This is a genomic window from Pseudomonas sp. FP2196 (genome assembly GCF_030687715.1).
Classification (GTDB): Bacteria; Pseudomonadota; Gammaproteobacteria; order Pseudomonadales; family Pseudomonadaceae; genus Aquipseudomonas.
In genome coordinates, this window is record NZ_CP117445.1 from 3274248 (window position 1) to 3291244 (window position 16997).

A 16997-nucleotide genomic window follows, 5' to 3' on the forward strand; every position below is an offset into this window, starting at 1 on the left:
GTTTAGGCAGCAATTTCCTACATTTGCCTGCATCTTGGCCTTAGCCAACAGTTATCCTTGCCGCCCCGATTGCGCCAATTCTTTTTTGTATCCATCGCGGAACTTATGGCCATGCGCCATTTACTCATGCATGAGCCCGGCAGATTCGACCGGCCGATACCTCTGATTTTCTATCTTTGAGAGCCTCTATTATGTCCACCCCAGCGTCCATCATCCTTGTAGTAGAAGACGATGCCATCGTGCGCATGCTGATCGTCGATGTTCTGGAGGAGCTGGAGTTCAAGGTGCTGGAGGCGGATGGCAGCGAGCAGGCGCTGGAGGTTCTCAAGCAATCTGACAAGCACATTGATCTGATGATGACCGACGTCGGCTTGCCGGGTATGGATGGCCGGGAATTGGCCAAGGAAGCGCGTTTGCTGCGCCCCTCCCTGCCGATTCTGTTTGCCAGCGGCTACGCCGAAAGTATCGACGTGCCTGCCGATATGCACGTTATTGGCAAACCCTTTTCCATTGATCAGTTGCGGGACAAAGTAAAAAAAATCCTTCAATAAAGCATCAAGTAATACTCCCCTTTAAATAACATTGAAGGGGTTCCCACGCCTGTCTTCCCCGGAACAAAACGACCGACTTCCGCGCAACAGCAAAATAAACTCACATAACATTATTTGATAAACGCAGGACAACAAAAGAGGATCAACCAAATCACAAACCCGAACTAAATGGATTTTACATGCCCGTTATATACGCCAACTCTCTGGACCAACGTTATTTATCCCGCCCGGTTGCTTACTCTGACTCTCAGCGTAAGCACGTTACACGTGACATCAGTGAACGAGATGAGGTCATCTATAAGCTCAAACAGCGCGCCGCGCATCTTAATCCCTCGCAAAAAATTACGCTGATTGGCGCAACGATTTCTCTGGAATCGGGATCGACACTCGAAGATGCCCAGCAACCCGGCAAACAACTGCTACAACAAATGTCCGAAATCGCGCCCTTCAGAAAACTGTTGGCTACCTTGCACATCCCAGAGTATTCACTCTTTGAAGTCACGGCTGAGGGGGAGATAAACGCAAAGTACTCCGGCAAGACGCTCGGCTTTGCAAATGTCTTGAAACGAGCAACGGAGCTCAGCGACGACCTGCAACTACTGGTTGAAATGGCACCGTTGAGCGGCGGGGTCATTTCCTTGGCCGACGAGGTCGAGTTAGTGCAATGGCTGGCCTTCCATCGTTACAAAATTCCTCACAGTGCTGGCGAAGCTCTGCGGTTGGTGAACTTCATGGAAGCCAAACCTCTTGCCGCTCCGGAGTTGGGCAACTATTGGGAAATGATCAACGCCGCAGAAGCCCGCTCGGCCACACTGTCTGTAACTGAACGCAATGAGTTCCGCAAACTCATTGTCAGTGAAATAAAGGATCAGTCGTTACTGGAGCATTTGTCAGACAGCATTTTTGGCGGGCGAACTGCGCCCTTCACGCGTTCAGAGGCTGAGCACGCTATTGAGAAACTTGTTTCCAGCCCCATCGCGGCTCACTGGGCGAGCGCTTACGTGCGAGAACTTGGCTGGTACGGCGCCCAAGAAAACCAACCGCAATCGGCAACGTCGCGAAAACTGTTGATCGCAACTTCCTTGCTGCTCAATCTTCATCCTGAAGTCGGCGAAGAAGTGCCGCGAAATCATGTTGCAGGTTTCAACTTGTATGCTGTCGAGCACCTGGAAAAATCCTTCGCCGACATTCAAACCGACTTTGAAGCGCACTTGATCAAGTACCACCGGGTTACCGAGAAAAATGTTGCATTGGCCGCGCATTTACTGCTGGCAGAAGCCGCGCCTGAGTTTCTGGTCAAAAACCTGCCTGCCACCCTGTTAGTGGGGACACCGCCATGCGTCGAATTCTGCCGTGTCGTGGCGGCGCAGGAAATGATTGCGCCGGGATCGACTCGCGCAATGACTTACACGCAACTGCAACGACTTTCGACACTTGAGCCGGTTTCCGAATCACAAGAGACACTGGGCGCGCTGGCTGCCGTGGACCCATTGATCGACTGGGCGCTGCTCAACAAAATCGTGAAGCTTGATGACGTCGAGAAGTCCGTTATGGACTCGCTGAAGGTAGCCTCGAACGCCTACGCCCGATATGCGAGGACGCTTGCCGATAACGCCGAAACACTGGCGCGTCCTCTGCCAACGCGCAAAGGCATCGCACTGGATATCCTCAAACACGTCGCCAAGGGCTGCACCTTTCTTGAAAGCAACGTTCTTCAACAAACGCGTAATCTACCGCTGGAAGATGGTTTTAATTCGCTTCGACTGTCACCTGTTGAACTGCATATGTCCAACGACCTGGCGACCGGCGATTGGGATCTGAAGACAGGGGAAAGTATCTATAAAACCTTTCCAGACATGCTGCGTAATCTGGTGCCTCCGGACGCCGTGTTCTACCGTCAGTTCAATCAGGCCTACGTAACGCATACGCAAGCGATGAACACGCATGTGAAGCACGCCTTAATTTCAATGCCGTTGCCTGACCGGATTCGTTTGCTGAAAGGCAAGGTAACGCTGTTCACCGTCAGGCCCTCGGTGGCAAGGCTTCAAACGATAACCCCCATTTCCGAGAACATCATTGCGACGACCCTTGACGTCATCCTGAAAGTGACTGGGCGCAAACCGACGGAAAGTCATAAAGAAATAGATGACGCAAAGGGTCGCTACGCCGTCGTGATTTGCTGTGAACTCGAAGGCCGGATGACCTGTTACGAATTATTGACTCTGCACGGAATCTGTCGGGAGAACACTGAACTGGCGAAGCTTATCGAAAGGGAAAAGCTTTTGAACACCAGCGTTCGCACCGAGACGTCGGGCTACTCCGCGCCGGCTAAAGTGCTACAACTGCCGTTAGATATCGAGTGTTATACCCATGGTGTAACCCCCTCCCCAGTGATCGTCAGTTCGGGTGTGCTTGATAAAGTCGGCGAGTTGCCAGCCTTTCCATCGCTGTCGCCAATCAACGGTCAATACCAGAGCTTCTACTCGGCAGAGTTCGACCGCCTGGTGAATTTCGTACTCAAGCACAGACCTCTCGCGACTTACGAGGAGTTGGTCAGGGAATGTTGGGGGCAGACCAGACTCGAAGCATTGCGTGCAAAACGCGAGAAAGATCTGGATACGTTTCTCAACATTGTCGTGCCCTTCAAATCCTGTATCGAAGATCTCAATTCAGACGATATTGATCGACAGAGACAGGGAGTCGCTGCGTGTACCCTGGAAGCCGCAATGACCGTTCTGTTAGTGGTGGGAGCCATCGCGCAGATCGCATCCTTGGCCGCCAAGAGCATGAGTATTGCCACGAAGGCGAGCAAGATCGCTTCGATAGGCGTTGGATTGATCAGTAACGTGCTTAATCCGCTGGATGGGGCTTCTGATCTGCTTTTGAGCGGAACCAAACTGTTGCGCAAAGGCTGGAACAAAGGGGTGGCCGCACTCGAAGGCGCTGTTTACGATGCGCGCAAATGGTCGGGAACCATGCCCTATCCCGCACTACACAACGTTGATCCAGACACGATCCGCTTGGGCACCCGGCTATCCGCGCAGAACTCCGCAGACGTTTTCCAGGTATGGGGCATACGCCACAGTGATGAATGGTACGCTCTGAACCGTTTGGGCGAACCGTGGGGACCCAAGTTAAGAAACCTGAAACTGGTCGGCAAATTCAATTTCCCAAACCCTTTCAAGCGAGCAAAACCGTTCAGTTACACCCGTAAGTATTTGGAAAAGGCCATTCCCCATGCCAGAAGTAAAATCGACAACACGATCCAGTTACTCCTGGATGCAGGGAACCATGATGTCAGATCCGTCATCAAGCATGTATTTGGCACGGACTCGAATGAGGCCATTGAGTACATAACAAAAAACTTGCGGGCCATGCGCAAGGATCTTAATTCGGTAGGTTTGCATAACATGGTCTTTCGGCAACCTGGTACCGACACCCTCGCTGCGTTACAACCTCAAGCCTATAAACGCTGGCAAGCGGCCGTGCAATCAGGTGAAAAGCTGGACATCAACTCAAGAACATTCCTGTCGATGTATTCAGACAATCTGGATGAATATTACAAGATTGCAAATTTCGACGATGCCAGGATCGGCGATATCATCGTGCATGAGATGTCTCATGGAGCGCCGGGCACACTCGACTTGTACTACGGCCAAGTATTACCCGGGTCTATCCCGGCCGAATATAATGCCGTCGGATTATTGGAACTTGGCAGGAACGCTCGAAAGGCACACCCTAAAAACCTGGCCAATCCCCATCACGGTTTTTCCACTCCAAAGGACTTCGAGGAGTTTGAGTCAACACTCGCGCGCTGGCCAAAAATCGCGCAAGACCACCCTGCCTTAGTAAATGCCGAATCTTATTCATTGGCGGTCTCATTGATCGACCAATATCAAACCAGTCCCGTTACATTCAAATTCAACCTTTCCACCATCACCAACACAATCAATAACACCACGCCCGACAAGTTTCTCCCGGGACCGCTCCTGCTCAATCTGGCAAAACCCAATTTATAAAACATAGCCAGGTTTCGGGTTTTCACCGCTGACAAGAAGGGCGCAAGCAACCACCACTGTGGTTTAATTGCGCCCTTTTTTCGCCACCCGTTTTACTGCACAGGATCACCCTTCATGAATCAGCCTCCCGTTACCAAAGTCCTGGTCATCGGCTATGTCTGGCCCGAGCCCCGCTCTTCGGCCGCCAGCGGGCATGTCATGCAGATCCTTGAAGCCTTTTTGCAGCAGGGTTGGGATATTACCTTCAGCAGCCCCGCAGGACCCGGAGAGCACAAGGCGGACCTGACCGGGCTGGGCATTCGCGAAGTGGCCATTGAACTCAACAGCAGCAGTTTCGACCTGTTCATCAGTGAGTTGGCACCCGATATCGTGCTGTTCGACCAGTTCATGATGGAGGAGCAATTCGGCTGGCGGGTCGAGAAGTATTGTCCCGACGCTGTGCGTGTATTGGAAACGTCCGACCTGCAAAGCCTGCGACATGCCCGTCATCAGCGGCTCAAGAATCGCCTGAAGGCCGACAGCGACGAGGATGACTTGCGCGATTTGTTTGCCCCGGCACTGCGCGAAGAATTTGAATTGATGGCCGATACCGATCTGGCCAAACGGGAAATCGCAGCACTCTACCGTTGTGACCTGAACCTGATGATCTCCGAAGTGGAAATCGAGTTGCTGGTCGACCAGTTTGGCTTGCCACGCGATCTGCTGCATTGGTGCCCGCTCATGGTTGAACCCACCATCGCCGCACCGAAGACATTTGCCGAGCGCGCGCATTTCCTCAGCATCGGCAACTTCCGGCATGCGCCCAACTGGGATGCGGTGCTCTGGATGAAATCCACGGTCTGGCCGTTGATTCGCCAGCAATTGCCGGATGCGCAACTGCATATCTACGGCGCGTATACACCTCCCAAAGCCACGGCTCTGCACAATGCGGCGCAGGGCTTTCACATCATGAACTGGGCCGAAGATGCGTTGCAGGTCATGTCTGCTGCTCGGGTATGCCTGGCGCCGTTGCGTTTTGGTGCAGGGATCAAGGGCAAACTGGTTGACGCCATGTTATGCGGCACCCCAAGTGTCACAACGCCTATCGGCGCCGAAGGCATGTACGGCGAACACCCTTGGCCCGGCGGTGTCGCACGCACCGCAAGTGATATCGCCGACAGTGCCGTTGGGTTGTATAAGGATCAGACACTTTGGCAAGCGGCTCAGCAGGCAGGAAACACGTTGCTCAGCGAGCGCTATCGATACGCTGTACACAGTCAGGCACTTATTGAAAAACTGCGCTATTGCCAGCAGCACTTACAAACACTTAGAGCCAGCAACTTTACCGGCAGCATGTTGCGTCACCACTTTCACAAAAGTACTCAATACATGTCGCAGTGGATTGAAGCTAAAAACCGCAATTCACCTGCCGAATGAACAGGTAATTCCACCTCGCACACGACTTGCATTAATACATGCATTGGCCAAACAACCAATAGGCACTATAAACATCCTGCGCGCACAACTTCGATAATATTTAACGCAGGATAACAAAATGAGTAACACCCATTATGAAACCCCACCTCTTCATCGGTGGATGGCGGCAACACCGCAAATCAACAACTTGTCACTGTTCGAACTGACAATCCCTGGAACCCATAATGCCGGCTGTGACTGGAAAGCTTCTTACGCATTGATCCCAGGCAAAAACCTGACTGCTTGCCAGGATGATTCTTTCTATTCACAACTCCATCTTGGCGCCAGAGCTCTGGATGTTCGGCTGGTTTACAATGCCAAAGCACAAGGCTTTAATCAGTTTCGCTTTCAGCACAACGGATACCTTTCTTCGCGCAACCTTGAAGATCTTGTACGTGACGTCAACACGTTTCTTGAGGAAAACCCCGAAGAATTCATCATTCTCGACTTTCATAAACTGGAGAAAGGCGACGCCGAATTCAATCTCGCCAAATTCAGGGATCTGATGCTCGAACATCTCGGCAAACGGATGATTCCTTCCCACAATATAAATCTGACGCTGGGGCAACTGAAACAAGCAAGTTCCCTGCAACGCGTCCTGGTCGCGGCGTCCATGACGTGGGACACAAACGACAACAGGTTCAACTCGCCGATCGCCCACAAATGGATCGGTGAAAAAATCGTTACCACCAGTGATCTGCACGGCTACATTACAAAAGTGATGAGCGAACCCAGGAGCAGGCTGCGTCTCTGGTCTTTATCTGCGACGACTTTTACTATTGGTCCCCAGCGAATTCTCAATGATCTGGACAACTGGTTCTCCCCTGCCAGATCGGATTGGGCGCAAAAGTGCAACATTATCAATTTCGACTTCATTAAAGACTCGAACATCGTGTTCTATTGCCGATCGGCCAACATTGATAAAGCCAATGAGAAATCGCTGATAGCACCTCGTGTGCAAGCAAATCAAGTTCACGGTGTGAACACTCCTTTACGATAGCTTGTCATTATTCGAAACGCCCGGCCGGTTAAGGACGCCGCCTACGCCAAAGTGGCGCACGGCAGGAGAAACGAGGCATGATCGCAGGGCGCCAACAAAAAGAAGCTGCCTGACATGACCCGCACCGCTCGCGTGACCGATCCCTCCTATGAGTTGATGGATGACCACAACGGGTTGTCCATCATCTACCGCCAGCACGGCTTCCCCTGCCCACTGGTGCGCTGGCATTTTCACAAGGAGTACGAACTGCACCTGATCGTCGCCAGTTCTGGCAAGGTGTTCATCGGCGATTACATCGGCAACTTCTATCCCGAAACGCTGTTCCTCACCGGGCCTAATCTGCCGCACAACTGGATCAGTCAGGTGGCCGAAGACGAAGTGGTGGAAAAGCGCGACATGTTGGTCAACTTCACGGATGAATTGTTCGAAAGTGGCCATCAGGTGTTCGCTGAACTGAAAACCCTGGCTCCGCTGTTGGAGCGTGCGCAGTACGGCATCGAGTTCCGCTGCAAGCAAACGATCCGCCAGGCCATGACATTGATGCAGCGCATTGCCGACAGCCGCGGCATTACCCGGCTCGGGCACTTTTTCATCCTGATGGAGTTGCTCGCAGCCAGTGACGATTTCCAGTTGCTGTCCGGCGCCACCACGCCGCAACTGGCCGACGAGCACAATATCGACCGTACCAACCGCGCGGTTGACTACATCTTCAGCCACTACGCCCGGGATATCTCACTGGAGGAAGTCGCCGAGCATCTGGGTATGACGCCGACTTACTTCAGCCGCGTGTTCAAACAGGCGACCGGGCGCAACTTCATCGAGTTCGTCAATCGCTTGCGCATCAGCAAGTCCTGCGAGCTGCTGGCCGATGGCGACAAACCAGTGACAGATGTGTGTTTCGAATCGGGCTTCAACAACATTTCCAACTTCAATCGAAGGTTTCAGCAACTTAAGGGCATGACGCCTTCGCATTATCGGCGACTCGCTGTGCAACGCCTCACTGAGCAGAACCACACCTAAAACTACTACCCACTGTGGCACCTGGCTTGCCAGCGATGGGGCCGGCACGATCTGCATCTCCATCGACTGACCCACCGCCATCGCTGGCACGCCAGCTCCCGCAGTTTTGATCTGTCTGCATCGAAAACCTATACGTAACCGATATCACCTCTGCTCTGAAAACCCCTTCCCTGCGTTTCTCCGCGCAAAGCCAAGTGCAAAAAAGTATCAACCGAAGTGCGACGGATGATTTGTCAGTCCGTCGATTGAACGCTGTAATCAGTGCACATTCTTCCTGGCACAGGAAGACACAAAAACAATAACTGTCCTTCTGCCCCTTCGGGTTCAGAAAAGGAGTGCACGATGCAACCCACTGCAAAAGCTCTGCTTGCCCTCACCTGCATGACTCTCAGCAGCGTCAGCCTTGGCGCCCAGCCCCTGACCATCGCCACCGTCAACAACAGCGACATGATCCGTATGCAAAAGCTCTCGAAAACCTTCGAGACCGAGCACCCGGACATCAAGCTCAATTGGGTGGTGCTCGAAGAAAACGTCCTGCGTCAACGCCTGACCACCGACATCGCCACCCAGGGCGGCCAGTTCGATGTGTTGACCATCGGCATGTACGAAGCCGCACTGTGGGGGGGCAAGGGTTGGCTGGAACCGATGAAGGATCTGCCGGTCAGTTACGCCCTCGACGATGTATTCCCGTCTGTGCGTGAAGGCCTGTCGGTCAAGGGTTCGCTGTACGCCCTGCCGTTCTACGCCGAAAGCTCGATCACCTACTATCGCACCGACCTGTTCAAGGACGCCGGGCTGACCATGCCAGAGCGGCCGACCTGGGAACAGATCGCCGGATTCGCCGAAAAACTCACCAACAAAGACAAGGAACAGTACGGCATCTGCCTGCGTGGCAAAGCCGGTTGGGGCGAGAACATGGCGCTGATCACCACCGTCGCCAATGCTTACGGTGCACGCTGGTTCGATGAAAAATGGCAGCCGGAATTCAACGGTCCCGAGTGGAAAAACGCGCTGAACTTCTATGTCGACACCATGAAGAAATCCGGCCCGCCGGGTGCGTCCAGCAATGGTTTCAACGAGAACCTGGCGCTGTTCAACAGCGGCAAGTGCGCGATCTGGGTCGATGCCAGCGTCGCCGGCTCGTTCGTCACCGACAAGACCCAGAGCAAGGTCGCCGAGCACGTCGGCTTCACTTTCGCACCGCATCAGGTCACCGACAAAGGTTCGGCGTGGCTGTATTCGTGGGCACTGGCGATTCCGACCAGCTCCAAGGCCAAGGACGCAGCCAAAACCTTCAGCGCCTGGGCGACCTCCAAGGAGTACGGTGAACTGGTGGCCAAAACCGACGGTATCGCCAACGTACCGCCAGGCACCCGTGCTTCGACCTACAGCGATGCCTATATGAGCGCTGCGCCGTTCGCCAAGGTGACGCTGGAGTCGCTCAAAGCGGCGGATCCGAGCAAACCGACATTGAAACCGGTGCCTTACATCGGCATTCAACTGGTGACCATTCCTGAATTCCAGGGCATTGGCACCCAGGTCGGCAAGTCGTTCTCGGCAGCGCTGATCGGCCAGACCACGGTCGATCAGGCGCTCACCGCCGCGCAGCAAACCACCGAACGCGAGATGAAGCGCGCCGGTTATCCCAAGTAATCCGTAAAGCTCACTCCTGCCCCCTGTGGGAGCGAGCCTGCTCGCGAAGGCGTCGTACCAGCCAATACACATGGCTCTGATCCACCGCTTTCGCGAGCAGGCTCGCTCCCACATGGAATCTTCATAGGTCTGTATGACTCGGTTGTGATCACCATGAATACTTCAACTGCCAAAGCCCAGATCGACCTCGCCCAGCCACAGCGCAAAAACCGTGTGGCCAATCCCGGCTGGTTTCTGGTCAGCCCTTCAGTGGCCCTGTTGCTGCTGTGGATGATCGTGCCCCTGGGCATGACCATTTACTTTTCGATGATCCGCTACAACCTGCTAAACCCTGGTGAAAACGAGTTCGTCGGGTTTGAGAACTTCACGTACTTCCTGACCGACTCCGGCTTCATGCCGGGTGCCACCAACACCCTGTTGCTGGTCGGCAGTGTGTTGCTGATCAGCGTGGTGTTCGGCGTGTTGATCAGCGCTCTGCTTGAAGCCAGTGAATTCCTTGGTCGCGGCATCGTGCGGGTCATGCTGATCTCGCCGTTTTTCATCATGCCCACGGTCGGCGCGCTGATCTGGAAGAACCTGATTTTCCATCCCGTCTCGGGGATCCTCGCCTACATCTGGAAGCTGTTCGGCGCACAACCGGTGGACTGGCTGGCGCACTACCCGCTCCTGTCGATCATCATCATTGTCTCGTGGCAATGGCTGCCGTTCGCGATCCTGATCCTGATGACCGCCATGCAGTCTCTCGACCAGGAACAGAAGGAAGCGGCACGCCTGGACGGCGCTGGCCCGATCGCGATTTTCTGGCACCTGACCCTGCCGCACCTGGCCCGGCCGATTGCCGTGGTGGTGATGATCGAAACGATCTTTCTGCTGTCGGTGTTCGCCGAGATCTTCACCACCACCAACGGTGGCCCTGGCTACGCCTCGACCAACCTCGCCTACCTGATCTACAACCAGGCGCTGGTGCAGTTCGACGTCGGCATGGCATCGGCGGGCGGCTTGATTGCCGTGGTCATCGCCAACATCGCCGCGATCATTCTGGTGCGGATGATCGGCAAAAACCTGACTGACAAAGCCTGAGGCCCGCCATGACTCTTCAACAATCCCGCCGGCTGCAAAGCCTGCTGCTCGGCACCCTGGCCTGGGCCATCGCGATCGTGATTTTCTTCCCGATCTTCTGGATGGTGATGACCAGTTTCAAAACCGAAATCGACGCCTTCGCCACGCCGCCGCAGTTCATCTTCACGCCGACGCTTGCGAACTACCTGCACATCAACGAGCGCAGCGACTACTTCAGTTTTGCCTGGAACTCGGTGGTGATTTCCTTCAGCGCCACAGCCCTGTGCCTGCTGATCGCAGTGCCGGCGGCCTACTCGATGGCGTTCTACGAAACCCAGCGCACCAAAGGCACGCTGCTGTGGATGCTGTCGACCAAGATGCTGCCGCCGGTGGGCGTGCTGATGCCGATCTATCTGCTGGCCAAGAGTTTCGGCCTGCTCGACACGCGCATTTCACTGATCGTGATCTACACGCTGATCAACCTGCCGATCGTGGTCTGGATGATTTACACCTACTTCAAGGACATCCCCAAAGACATCCTCGAAGCCGCCCGCCTCGACGGCGCCACGCTGTGGCAGGAAATGGTCCGTGTGCTGCTGCCGATCGCCAAGGGTGGTCTTGCCTCGACTGTGTTGCTGTCGCTGATCCTGTGCTGGAACGAGGCCTTCTGGTCGCTGAACCTGACTTCCTCGAAAGCCGCGCCACTGACCGCGCTGATCGCCTCGTATTCAAGCCCCGAAGGATTGTTCTGGGCCAAGTTGTCGGCGGTCTCGACCCTGGCCTGTGCGCCGATCCTGATCTTCGGCTGGATCAGCCAGAAACAACTGGTGCGCGGCCTGTCGTTCGGCGCCGTGAAATGAATATCCCGAACCCAGCACATTCCCTTGTGGGAGCGAGCCTGCTCGCGAAGGCGTCGGCACATCCGGTGCAAAGGGTGCCTGAGCCACCGCTTTCGCGAGCAGGCTCGCTCCCACAGAAAAGCCGATCCGGTTCAACTGAATAATAAATTGCGGAGGCCCATCCTCATGGCCAACCTGAAAATCAAGAATCTGCAAAAAGGCTTCGAAGGTTTTTCCATCATCAAGGGCATCGACCTTGAGGTGAACGACAAGGAATTCGTGGTCTTCGTCGGCCCCTCCGGCTGCGGCAAATCCACCCTGCTGCGCCTGATCGCCGGCCTGGAAGAAGTCAGCGGCGGCACCATCGAACTCGATGGCCGCGACATCACTGAAGTCAGCCCGGCCAAGCGGGATCTGGCGATGGTGTTCCAGACTTACGCGCTGTATCCGCACATGACCGTAAAAAAGAACATGTCGTTCGCCCTCGATCTGGCCGGCGTGCCGAAAGCTGAAGTCGAGAAAAAGGTCGGCGAAGCCGCACGCATCCTTGAGCTGGGGCCGATGCTTGAGCGCAAACCGAAGCAGCTCTCCGGCGGTCAGCGCCAGCGTGTCGCCATCGGCCGTGCCATTGTGCGCAATCCGAAAATCTTCCTCTTCGACGAACCGCTGTCCAACCTCGACGCCGCACTGCGGGTGCAGATGCGCCTGGAACTGCTGCGCCTGCACAAGGACCTTCAAGCGACCATGATCTACGTGACCCACGATCAGGTGGAGGCGATGACCATGGCTGACAAAGTCGTGGTGCTCAATGGCGGCAAAATCGAACAGGTCGGCTCTCCGCTGGACCTGTATCACAACCCGGCCAACCTGTTCGTCGCCGGGTTCCTCGGCACGCCGAAGATGGGCTTCCTCAAGGGCAAGATCGCCCGGGTCGATGGCCAAACCTGCGAAGTCGCGCTGGACGCCGGCACGCGGATCACTCTTCCCTTCAACGCCGCCCACCTGAGCCTCGGCAGCGCCGTAACCCTGGGCATCCGCCCGGAACATCTGGAGCTGGCACAAGCCGGGGACTGCACTCTGCAAGTCACCGCCGACGTCAGCGAACGCCTGGGTAGCGACACTTTCTGCCACGTCAAGACCAACGCCGGCGAGGCCCTGACCATGCGCGTGCGCGGTGATCTGGCGAGTCGTTATGGCGAGCAACTGAATCTGTATCTGGACGCCGCCCACTGCCACTTGTTCGATGCCGAAGGCGTGGCGCTGACCCGTCCCCTGCGTGCTGCGGCCTGATTTTTCGAGACTTGCCCAATGAAACTGAATAAACAGAACCTCAACCGCCTCGCCCCAGAAGTGAAACTGCCGGCCTACAGCCTCAGCGACACCCGTCAGGGCATCGCGCACATTGGCGTCGGTGGCTTCCATCGCGCGCATCAGGCCTATTACACCGATGCCTTGATGAATACCGGCGAAGCGCTGGACTGGGCGATTTGCGGGGTAGGCCTGCGCGCCGAAGACCGCCGCGCCCGCGATGACTTGAAGGAGCAGGATTACCTGTTCACCCTGTTCGAACTCGGTGACAGCGACGACACCGAAGTGCGCGTGATCGGTGCGATCCGCGACATGCTGCTGGCCGAGGACAGTGCGCAGGCCTTGATCGACAAACTCGCCGATCCGCAGATTCGTATCGTCTCGCTGACCATCACCGAGGGCGGTTACTGCATCGACGACAGCAACGGCGAGTTCATGGCGCATTTGCCGCAGATTCAATACGACCTTGCCAATCCCGATGCACCAAAAACCGTGTTCGGCTTTTTGTGCGCGGCCCTCGAAAAACGCCGGGCGGCGGGCATTCCGGCGTTCACCGTGATGTCCTGCGATAACCTGCCGCACAACGGCGCGGTCACTCGCAAGGCGCTCCTGGCGTTTGCCACGCTGCGCAACAGCAACCTGTGCAGTTGGATCGACGCCAACGTCAGCTTCCCCAACGCGATGGTCGACCGCATCACGCCGATGACCAGCACCGCGCATCGCCTGCAACTGGCGGACAAACACGGGATCGACGATGCCTGGCCGGTGGTCTGCGAACCGTTTGTGCAGTGGGTGCTGGAAGACAAATTCGTCAATGGCCGCCCGGCGTGGGAAAAGGTCGGCGTGCAGTTCACCGACGACGTTTCGCCCTACGAAGAGATGAAAATCAAACTGCTCAACGGCAGTCATCTGGCGCTGACGTATCTGGGTTTTTTGAAGGGTTATCGTTTTGTCCACGAAACCATGAATGACCCGCTCTTTGTGCGTTACATGCGCGCTTACATGGATCTGGATGTCACCCCGCAACTGGCACCGGTGCCGGGCATCGACCTGACCGAGTACAAGGACACACTGGTGGCGCGCTTCTCCAATCAGGCGATTGCCGATCAGCTTGAGCGGGTTTGTTCGGATGGTTCCTCGAAGTTTCCCAAATTCACCATTCCGACGATCAATCGGTTGATTGCCGATGGCCAGGAAACCAAGCGCGCGGCCTTGGTGGTCGCGGCGTGGGCGCTTTACTTGAAAGGCGTGGATGAGAATGGCGACACCTATGCGATTCCGGATCCGCGGGCAACGTTCTGTCAGGCGTTGGTGGCCGATGATGCGGTGATCACCCAGCGGTTGCTGGGGGTAGAGGAAATTTTCGGTACAGCGATTCCTCGTTCAGCCGAGTTTGTGGCGGCGTTTGAGTGGTGCTACAACAGCTTGCGCGAAGAGGGTGTGACGCGCACTTTGCAGCAGATTCTCGTCTGAGCGTTGCGGCGCAACCACTGACGCCATCGCTGGCAAGCCAGCTCCCACAAGGTTCCCGGTTGCTTACACATTTGAGTACACCCAAAAACCTGTGGGAGCTGGCTTGCCAGCGATTAGCTGCAACCGGATTGACCTGACACCCTGAGGATCTCACTGTGACCACCCGACAACTCTTCCTCGGTATCGACTGCGGCACCCAAGGCACCAAAGCGATCATCCTCGACGCCGCCAATGGTCAGGTGCTCGGCCAGGGCGCCGCTGCGCACACGATGATCAGTGGTGCCAATGGCCGCCGCGAACAAGACACGCATCAATGGCTGGAAGCCTTCGCCCTCGCCACCCGCAACGCGCTGGTGGCGGCGAATGTCGACGGCCAGTCGATCCTTGGCGTTGGCGTTTCCGGTCAGCAGCACGGCCTGGTACTGCTCGACGATCAAGGCGGAGTACTGCGCCCGGCCAAGCTCTGGTGCGACACCGAAACCACTGCCGAAAACGAACGACTGCTCAACCACCTGGGCGGCGAAACAGGGTCGCTGGAACGCCTCGGCGTGGTCATCGCGCCCGGTTATACCGTCTCCAAACTGCTGTGGACCAAAGAGCAGCATCCGGACGTCTTCTCACGTATCGCCCGCATCCTGCTGCCCCACGATTACCTCAATTTCTGGCTCACCGGCCGTGCGTGCAGCGAGTATGGCGATGCGTCCGGCACCGGCTATTTCAACGTGCGCACGCGCCAGTGGGATTTGCAGCTGCTGCGCGACATCGACACCAGCGGCCGCCTGCAAGCGGCGCTGCCGGAGCTGATTGATGCACACGAGGCGGTGGGCACGATCCTGCCCGCCATCGCCGAGCACCTCGGCATCAACCGCAACGCACTGGTTGCAAGCGGCGGCGGCGACAACATGATGGGCGCCATCGGCACCGGCAATATTCAACCCGGTGCGATCACCATGAGCCTCGGCTCTTCCGGTACCGTGTACGCCTACGCCGACGCGCCGAAAGTCAGCCCGGACGCCTCAGTCGCGACCTTCTGCTCCGCCAGCGGCGGTTGGCTGCCGCTGATCTGCACGATGAACCTGACCAACGCCACCGGCGCAATTCGCGACCTGTTCGACCTCGATCTCGACCAATTCAACGACCTCGTCGCGCAGACCCCGATCGGTGCCGAAGGCGTGAGCATGCTGCCGTTCCTCAACGGCGAACGCGTTCCCGCCCTGCCCCATGCCACCGGCAGCCTGCACGGTTTGACGCTGGATAATCTGACCCAGGCCAACCTGTGCCGGGCCGCCGTCGAAGGCACCACCTTCGGCCTGCGTTATGGACTGGATTTGCTCCGCCAGAATGGTTTACAAAGCCGCAGCATTTGCCTGATCGGCGGCGGTTCGAAAAGCGCGGTGTGGCGACAGATCGTCGCCGACATCATGAACACGCCCGTGATCTGCACCGAACAAAGCGAAGCCGCTGCCCTTGGCGCAGCGATTCAAGCAGCGTGGTGCAAATCCTGGTCGAACGGCCACGAAGACACGCTGGCCGAACTGTGCCAGCGCTGCGTGAAACTCGACCTGAACAGTGAAACCCTGCCGATCGCCGCCAACGTCGCGGCGTTTCAGCAGGCTTATGAACGCTATCAACAGCATGTCGCAACCCTATAAAGAGCAAACAATTATGTATTTGGTGTGTGGCGAAGCCCTGTTTGATTTTTTCAGCGAAGACGATGCCAGCGGTTTGGCTTCGACCGTGAATTTCAAGGCGATTGCCGGCGGCTCGCCGTTCAACGTCGCGGTGGGGTTGCGCCGTTTGGGCGTGGAGTCGGCATTGTTCGCCGGCCTGTCCACCGACTACCTCGGCCGCCGCTTGCAGCAAGTCCTGAAGGAAGAAGGCGTACGGCCGGACTATCTGGTGGATTTCGCCGCGCCGACCACGCTGGCGATGGTCGCCGTCGGTGCCAACGGCTCGCCGCACTACAGCTTTCGCGGTGAAGGCTGTGCGGATCGGCAGCTGAATCTGAGCCATTTGCCGTCGCTGGGCTCAGAGGTGCGCGGTTTGCACATCGGTTCCTATTCATTGGTGGTGCAGCCGATTGCCGACACCCTGCTCGCCTTGGTCCAGCGTGAAAGCGGCAAACGCCTGATCACCCTCGACCCCAACGTGCGCCTCAATCCCGAGCCGAATATCGACCTGTGGCGCGAGCGGATTGCCACGCTGGTGCAACTGGCGGACATGATCAAAGTCAGCGACGAAGACTTGAGCCTGCTCTTTCCCGAACAGGATCCGCAGCGCGTCATCGACGGCTGGCTGGAGCATCGCTGCCAAGTCGTATTCCTCACTCGTGGCGGCGAAGGCGCAACCGTGTTCAGTCGCGCCCATGGCTCATGGTCGGTGCCGGCCTGTTCGGTGAAGATCGCCGATACCGTTGGCGCCGGCGATACCTTTCAGGCCGCACTGATCACCTGGCTGACCGAACACGGTCTGGACTCCGTCGAAGGCGTGCAGCAACTCGGTCGTGAGCAGATCGACGGCATGCTCAAGTTCGCCGTACAAGCCGCAGCGCTGACCTGCAGCAAGACCGGTCCGGATTTGCCCTATCGTCACCAATTGACCTGAGCGCGTAGACTGTCGC

12 protein-coding genes are annotated in these 16997 nt (G+C 56.6%); all 12 read left to right on the forward strand.

Annotated features, from left to right (window positions below; all coding sequences use genetic code 11):
- Positions 1–191 precede the first annotated feature (191 nt).
- The 12 genes from PSH79_RS14580 (at position 192) to PSH79_RS14635 (ending at position 16981) form a co-directional block, all read left to right on the forward strand.
- Positions 192–551 carry a response regulator gene (locus PSH79_RS14580; RefSeq protein ID WP_305437977.1) on the forward strand — a complete coding sequence of 120 codons (360 nt, stop codon included), beginning with the start codon at positions 192–194 and terminating at the stop codon, positions 549–551.
- Between the two features lie 179 nt (positions 552–730).
- Complete coding sequence (locus PSH79_RS14585) at positions 731–4570, forward strand: hypothetical protein (RefSeq protein ID WP_305437978.1); 3840 nt, start codon at positions 731–733, stop codon at positions 4568–4570.
- Between the two features lie 114 nt (positions 4571–4684).
- On the forward strand, positions 4685–5986 hold the full coding sequence (locus PSH79_RS14590; RefSeq protein WP_305437979.1) for a glycosyltransferase: 1302 nt from the start codon (positions 4685–4687) through the stop codon (positions 5984–5986).
- A 118-nt stretch (positions 5987–6104) separates the two neighbouring features.
- The gene (locus tag PSH79_RS14595) at positions 6105–7025 is read left to right on the forward strand and encodes a phospholipase (protein WP_305437981.1); all 921 of its coding nucleotides are present in this window, start codon (positions 6105–6107) and stop codon (positions 7023–7025) included.
- A 114-nt stretch (positions 7026–7139) separates the two neighbouring features.
- Positions 7140–8045 (forward strand): AraC family transcriptional regulator, encoded by a 906-nt coding sequence (locus PSH79_RS14600; protein WP_305437982.1) that lies wholly within the window; start codon positions 7140–7142, stop codon positions 8043–8045.
- Between the two features lie 342 nt (positions 8046–8387).
- Positions 8388–9698, forward strand: coding sequence for a sugar ABC transporter substrate-binding protein (locus PSH79_RS14605; RefSeq protein ID WP_305437983.1), 1311 nt, complete (start codon positions 8388–8390; stop codon positions 9696–9698).
- A 153-nt stretch (positions 9699–9851) separates the two neighbouring features.
- Complete coding sequence (locus PSH79_RS14610) at positions 9852–10778, forward strand: carbohydrate ABC transporter permease (RefSeq protein ID WP_305437984.1); 927 nt, start codon at positions 9852–9854, stop codon at positions 10776–10778.
- Positions 10779–10786: 8 nt separating this feature from the next.
- Positions 10787–11617: a carbohydrate ABC transporter permease gene (locus PSH79_RS14615; RefSeq protein WP_305437986.1), complete on the forward strand. Its 831-nt coding sequence runs from the start codon at positions 10787–10789 to the stop codon at positions 11615–11617.
- A gap of 165 nt (positions 11618–11782) precedes the next feature.
- Positions 11783–12886 carry an ABC transporter ATP-binding protein gene (locus PSH79_RS14620; RefSeq protein ID WP_305437988.1) on the forward strand — a complete coding sequence of 368 codons (1104 nt, stop codon included), beginning with the start codon at positions 11783–11785 and terminating at the stop codon, positions 12884–12886.
- Positions 12887–12904: 18 nt separating this feature from the next.
- Positions 12905–14377 carry a mannitol dehydrogenase family protein gene (locus PSH79_RS14625; RefSeq protein WP_305437989.1) on the forward strand — a complete coding sequence of 491 codons (1473 nt, stop codon included), beginning with the start codon at positions 12905–12907 and terminating at the stop codon, positions 14375–14377.
- A 155-nt stretch (positions 14378–14532) separates the two neighbouring features.
- Positions 14533–16029 carry a xylulokinase gene (xylB, locus tag PSH79_RS14630; RefSeq protein WP_305437991.1) on the forward strand — a complete coding sequence of 499 codons (1497 nt, stop codon included), beginning with the start codon at positions 14533–14535 and terminating at the stop codon, positions 16027–16029.
- Positions 16030–16042: 13 nt separating this feature from the next.
- Positions 16043–16981 carry a carbohydrate kinase gene (locus PSH79_RS14635; RefSeq protein ID WP_305437993.1) on the forward strand — a complete coding sequence of 313 codons (939 nt, stop codon included), beginning with the start codon at positions 16043–16045 and terminating at the stop codon, positions 16979–16981.
- Positions 16982–16997: the final 16 nt, after the last annotated feature.

Coding starts and splice junctions, on each gene's coding strand:
- PSH79_RS14580 (WP_305437977.1), top strand. CDS start 192: ATGTCCACCCCAGCGTCCATCATCCTTGTAGTAGAAGACGATGCCATC.
- PSH79_RS14585 (WP_305437978.1), top strand. CDS start 731: ATGCCCGTTATATACGCCAACTCTCTGGACCAACGTTATTTATCCCGC.
- PSH79_RS14590 (WP_305437979.1), top strand. CDS start 4,685: ATGAATCAGCCTCCCGTTACCAAAGTCCTGGTCATCGGCTATGTCTGG.
- PSH79_RS14595 (WP_305437981.1), top strand. CDS start 6,105: ATGAGTAACACCCATTATGAAACCCCACCTCTTCATCGGTGGATGGCG.
- PSH79_RS14600 (WP_305437982.1), top strand. CDS start 7,140: ATGACCCGCACCGCTCGCGTGACCGATCCCTCCTATGAGTTGATGGAT.
- PSH79_RS14605 (WP_305437983.1), top strand. CDS start 8,388: ATGCAACCCACTGCAAAAGCTCTGCTTGCCCTCACCTGCATGACTCTC.
- PSH79_RS14610 (WP_305437984.1), top strand. CDS start 9,852: ATGAATACTTCAACTGCCAAAGCCCAGATCGACCTCGCCCAGCCACAG.
- PSH79_RS14615 (WP_305437986.1), top strand. CDS start 10,787: ATGACTCTTCAACAATCCCGCCGGCTGCAAAGCCTGCTGCTCGGCACC.
- PSH79_RS14620 (WP_305437988.1), top strand. CDS start 11,783: ATGGCCAACCTGAAAATCAAGAATCTGCAAAAAGGCTTCGAAGGTTTT.
- PSH79_RS14625 (WP_305437989.1), top strand. CDS start 12,905: ATGAAACTGAATAAACAGAACCTCAACCGCCTCGCCCCAGAAGTGAAA.
- PSH79_RS14635 (WP_305437993.1), top strand. CDS start 16,043: ATGTATTTGGTGTGTGGCGAAGCCCTGTTTGATTTTTTCAGCGAAGAC.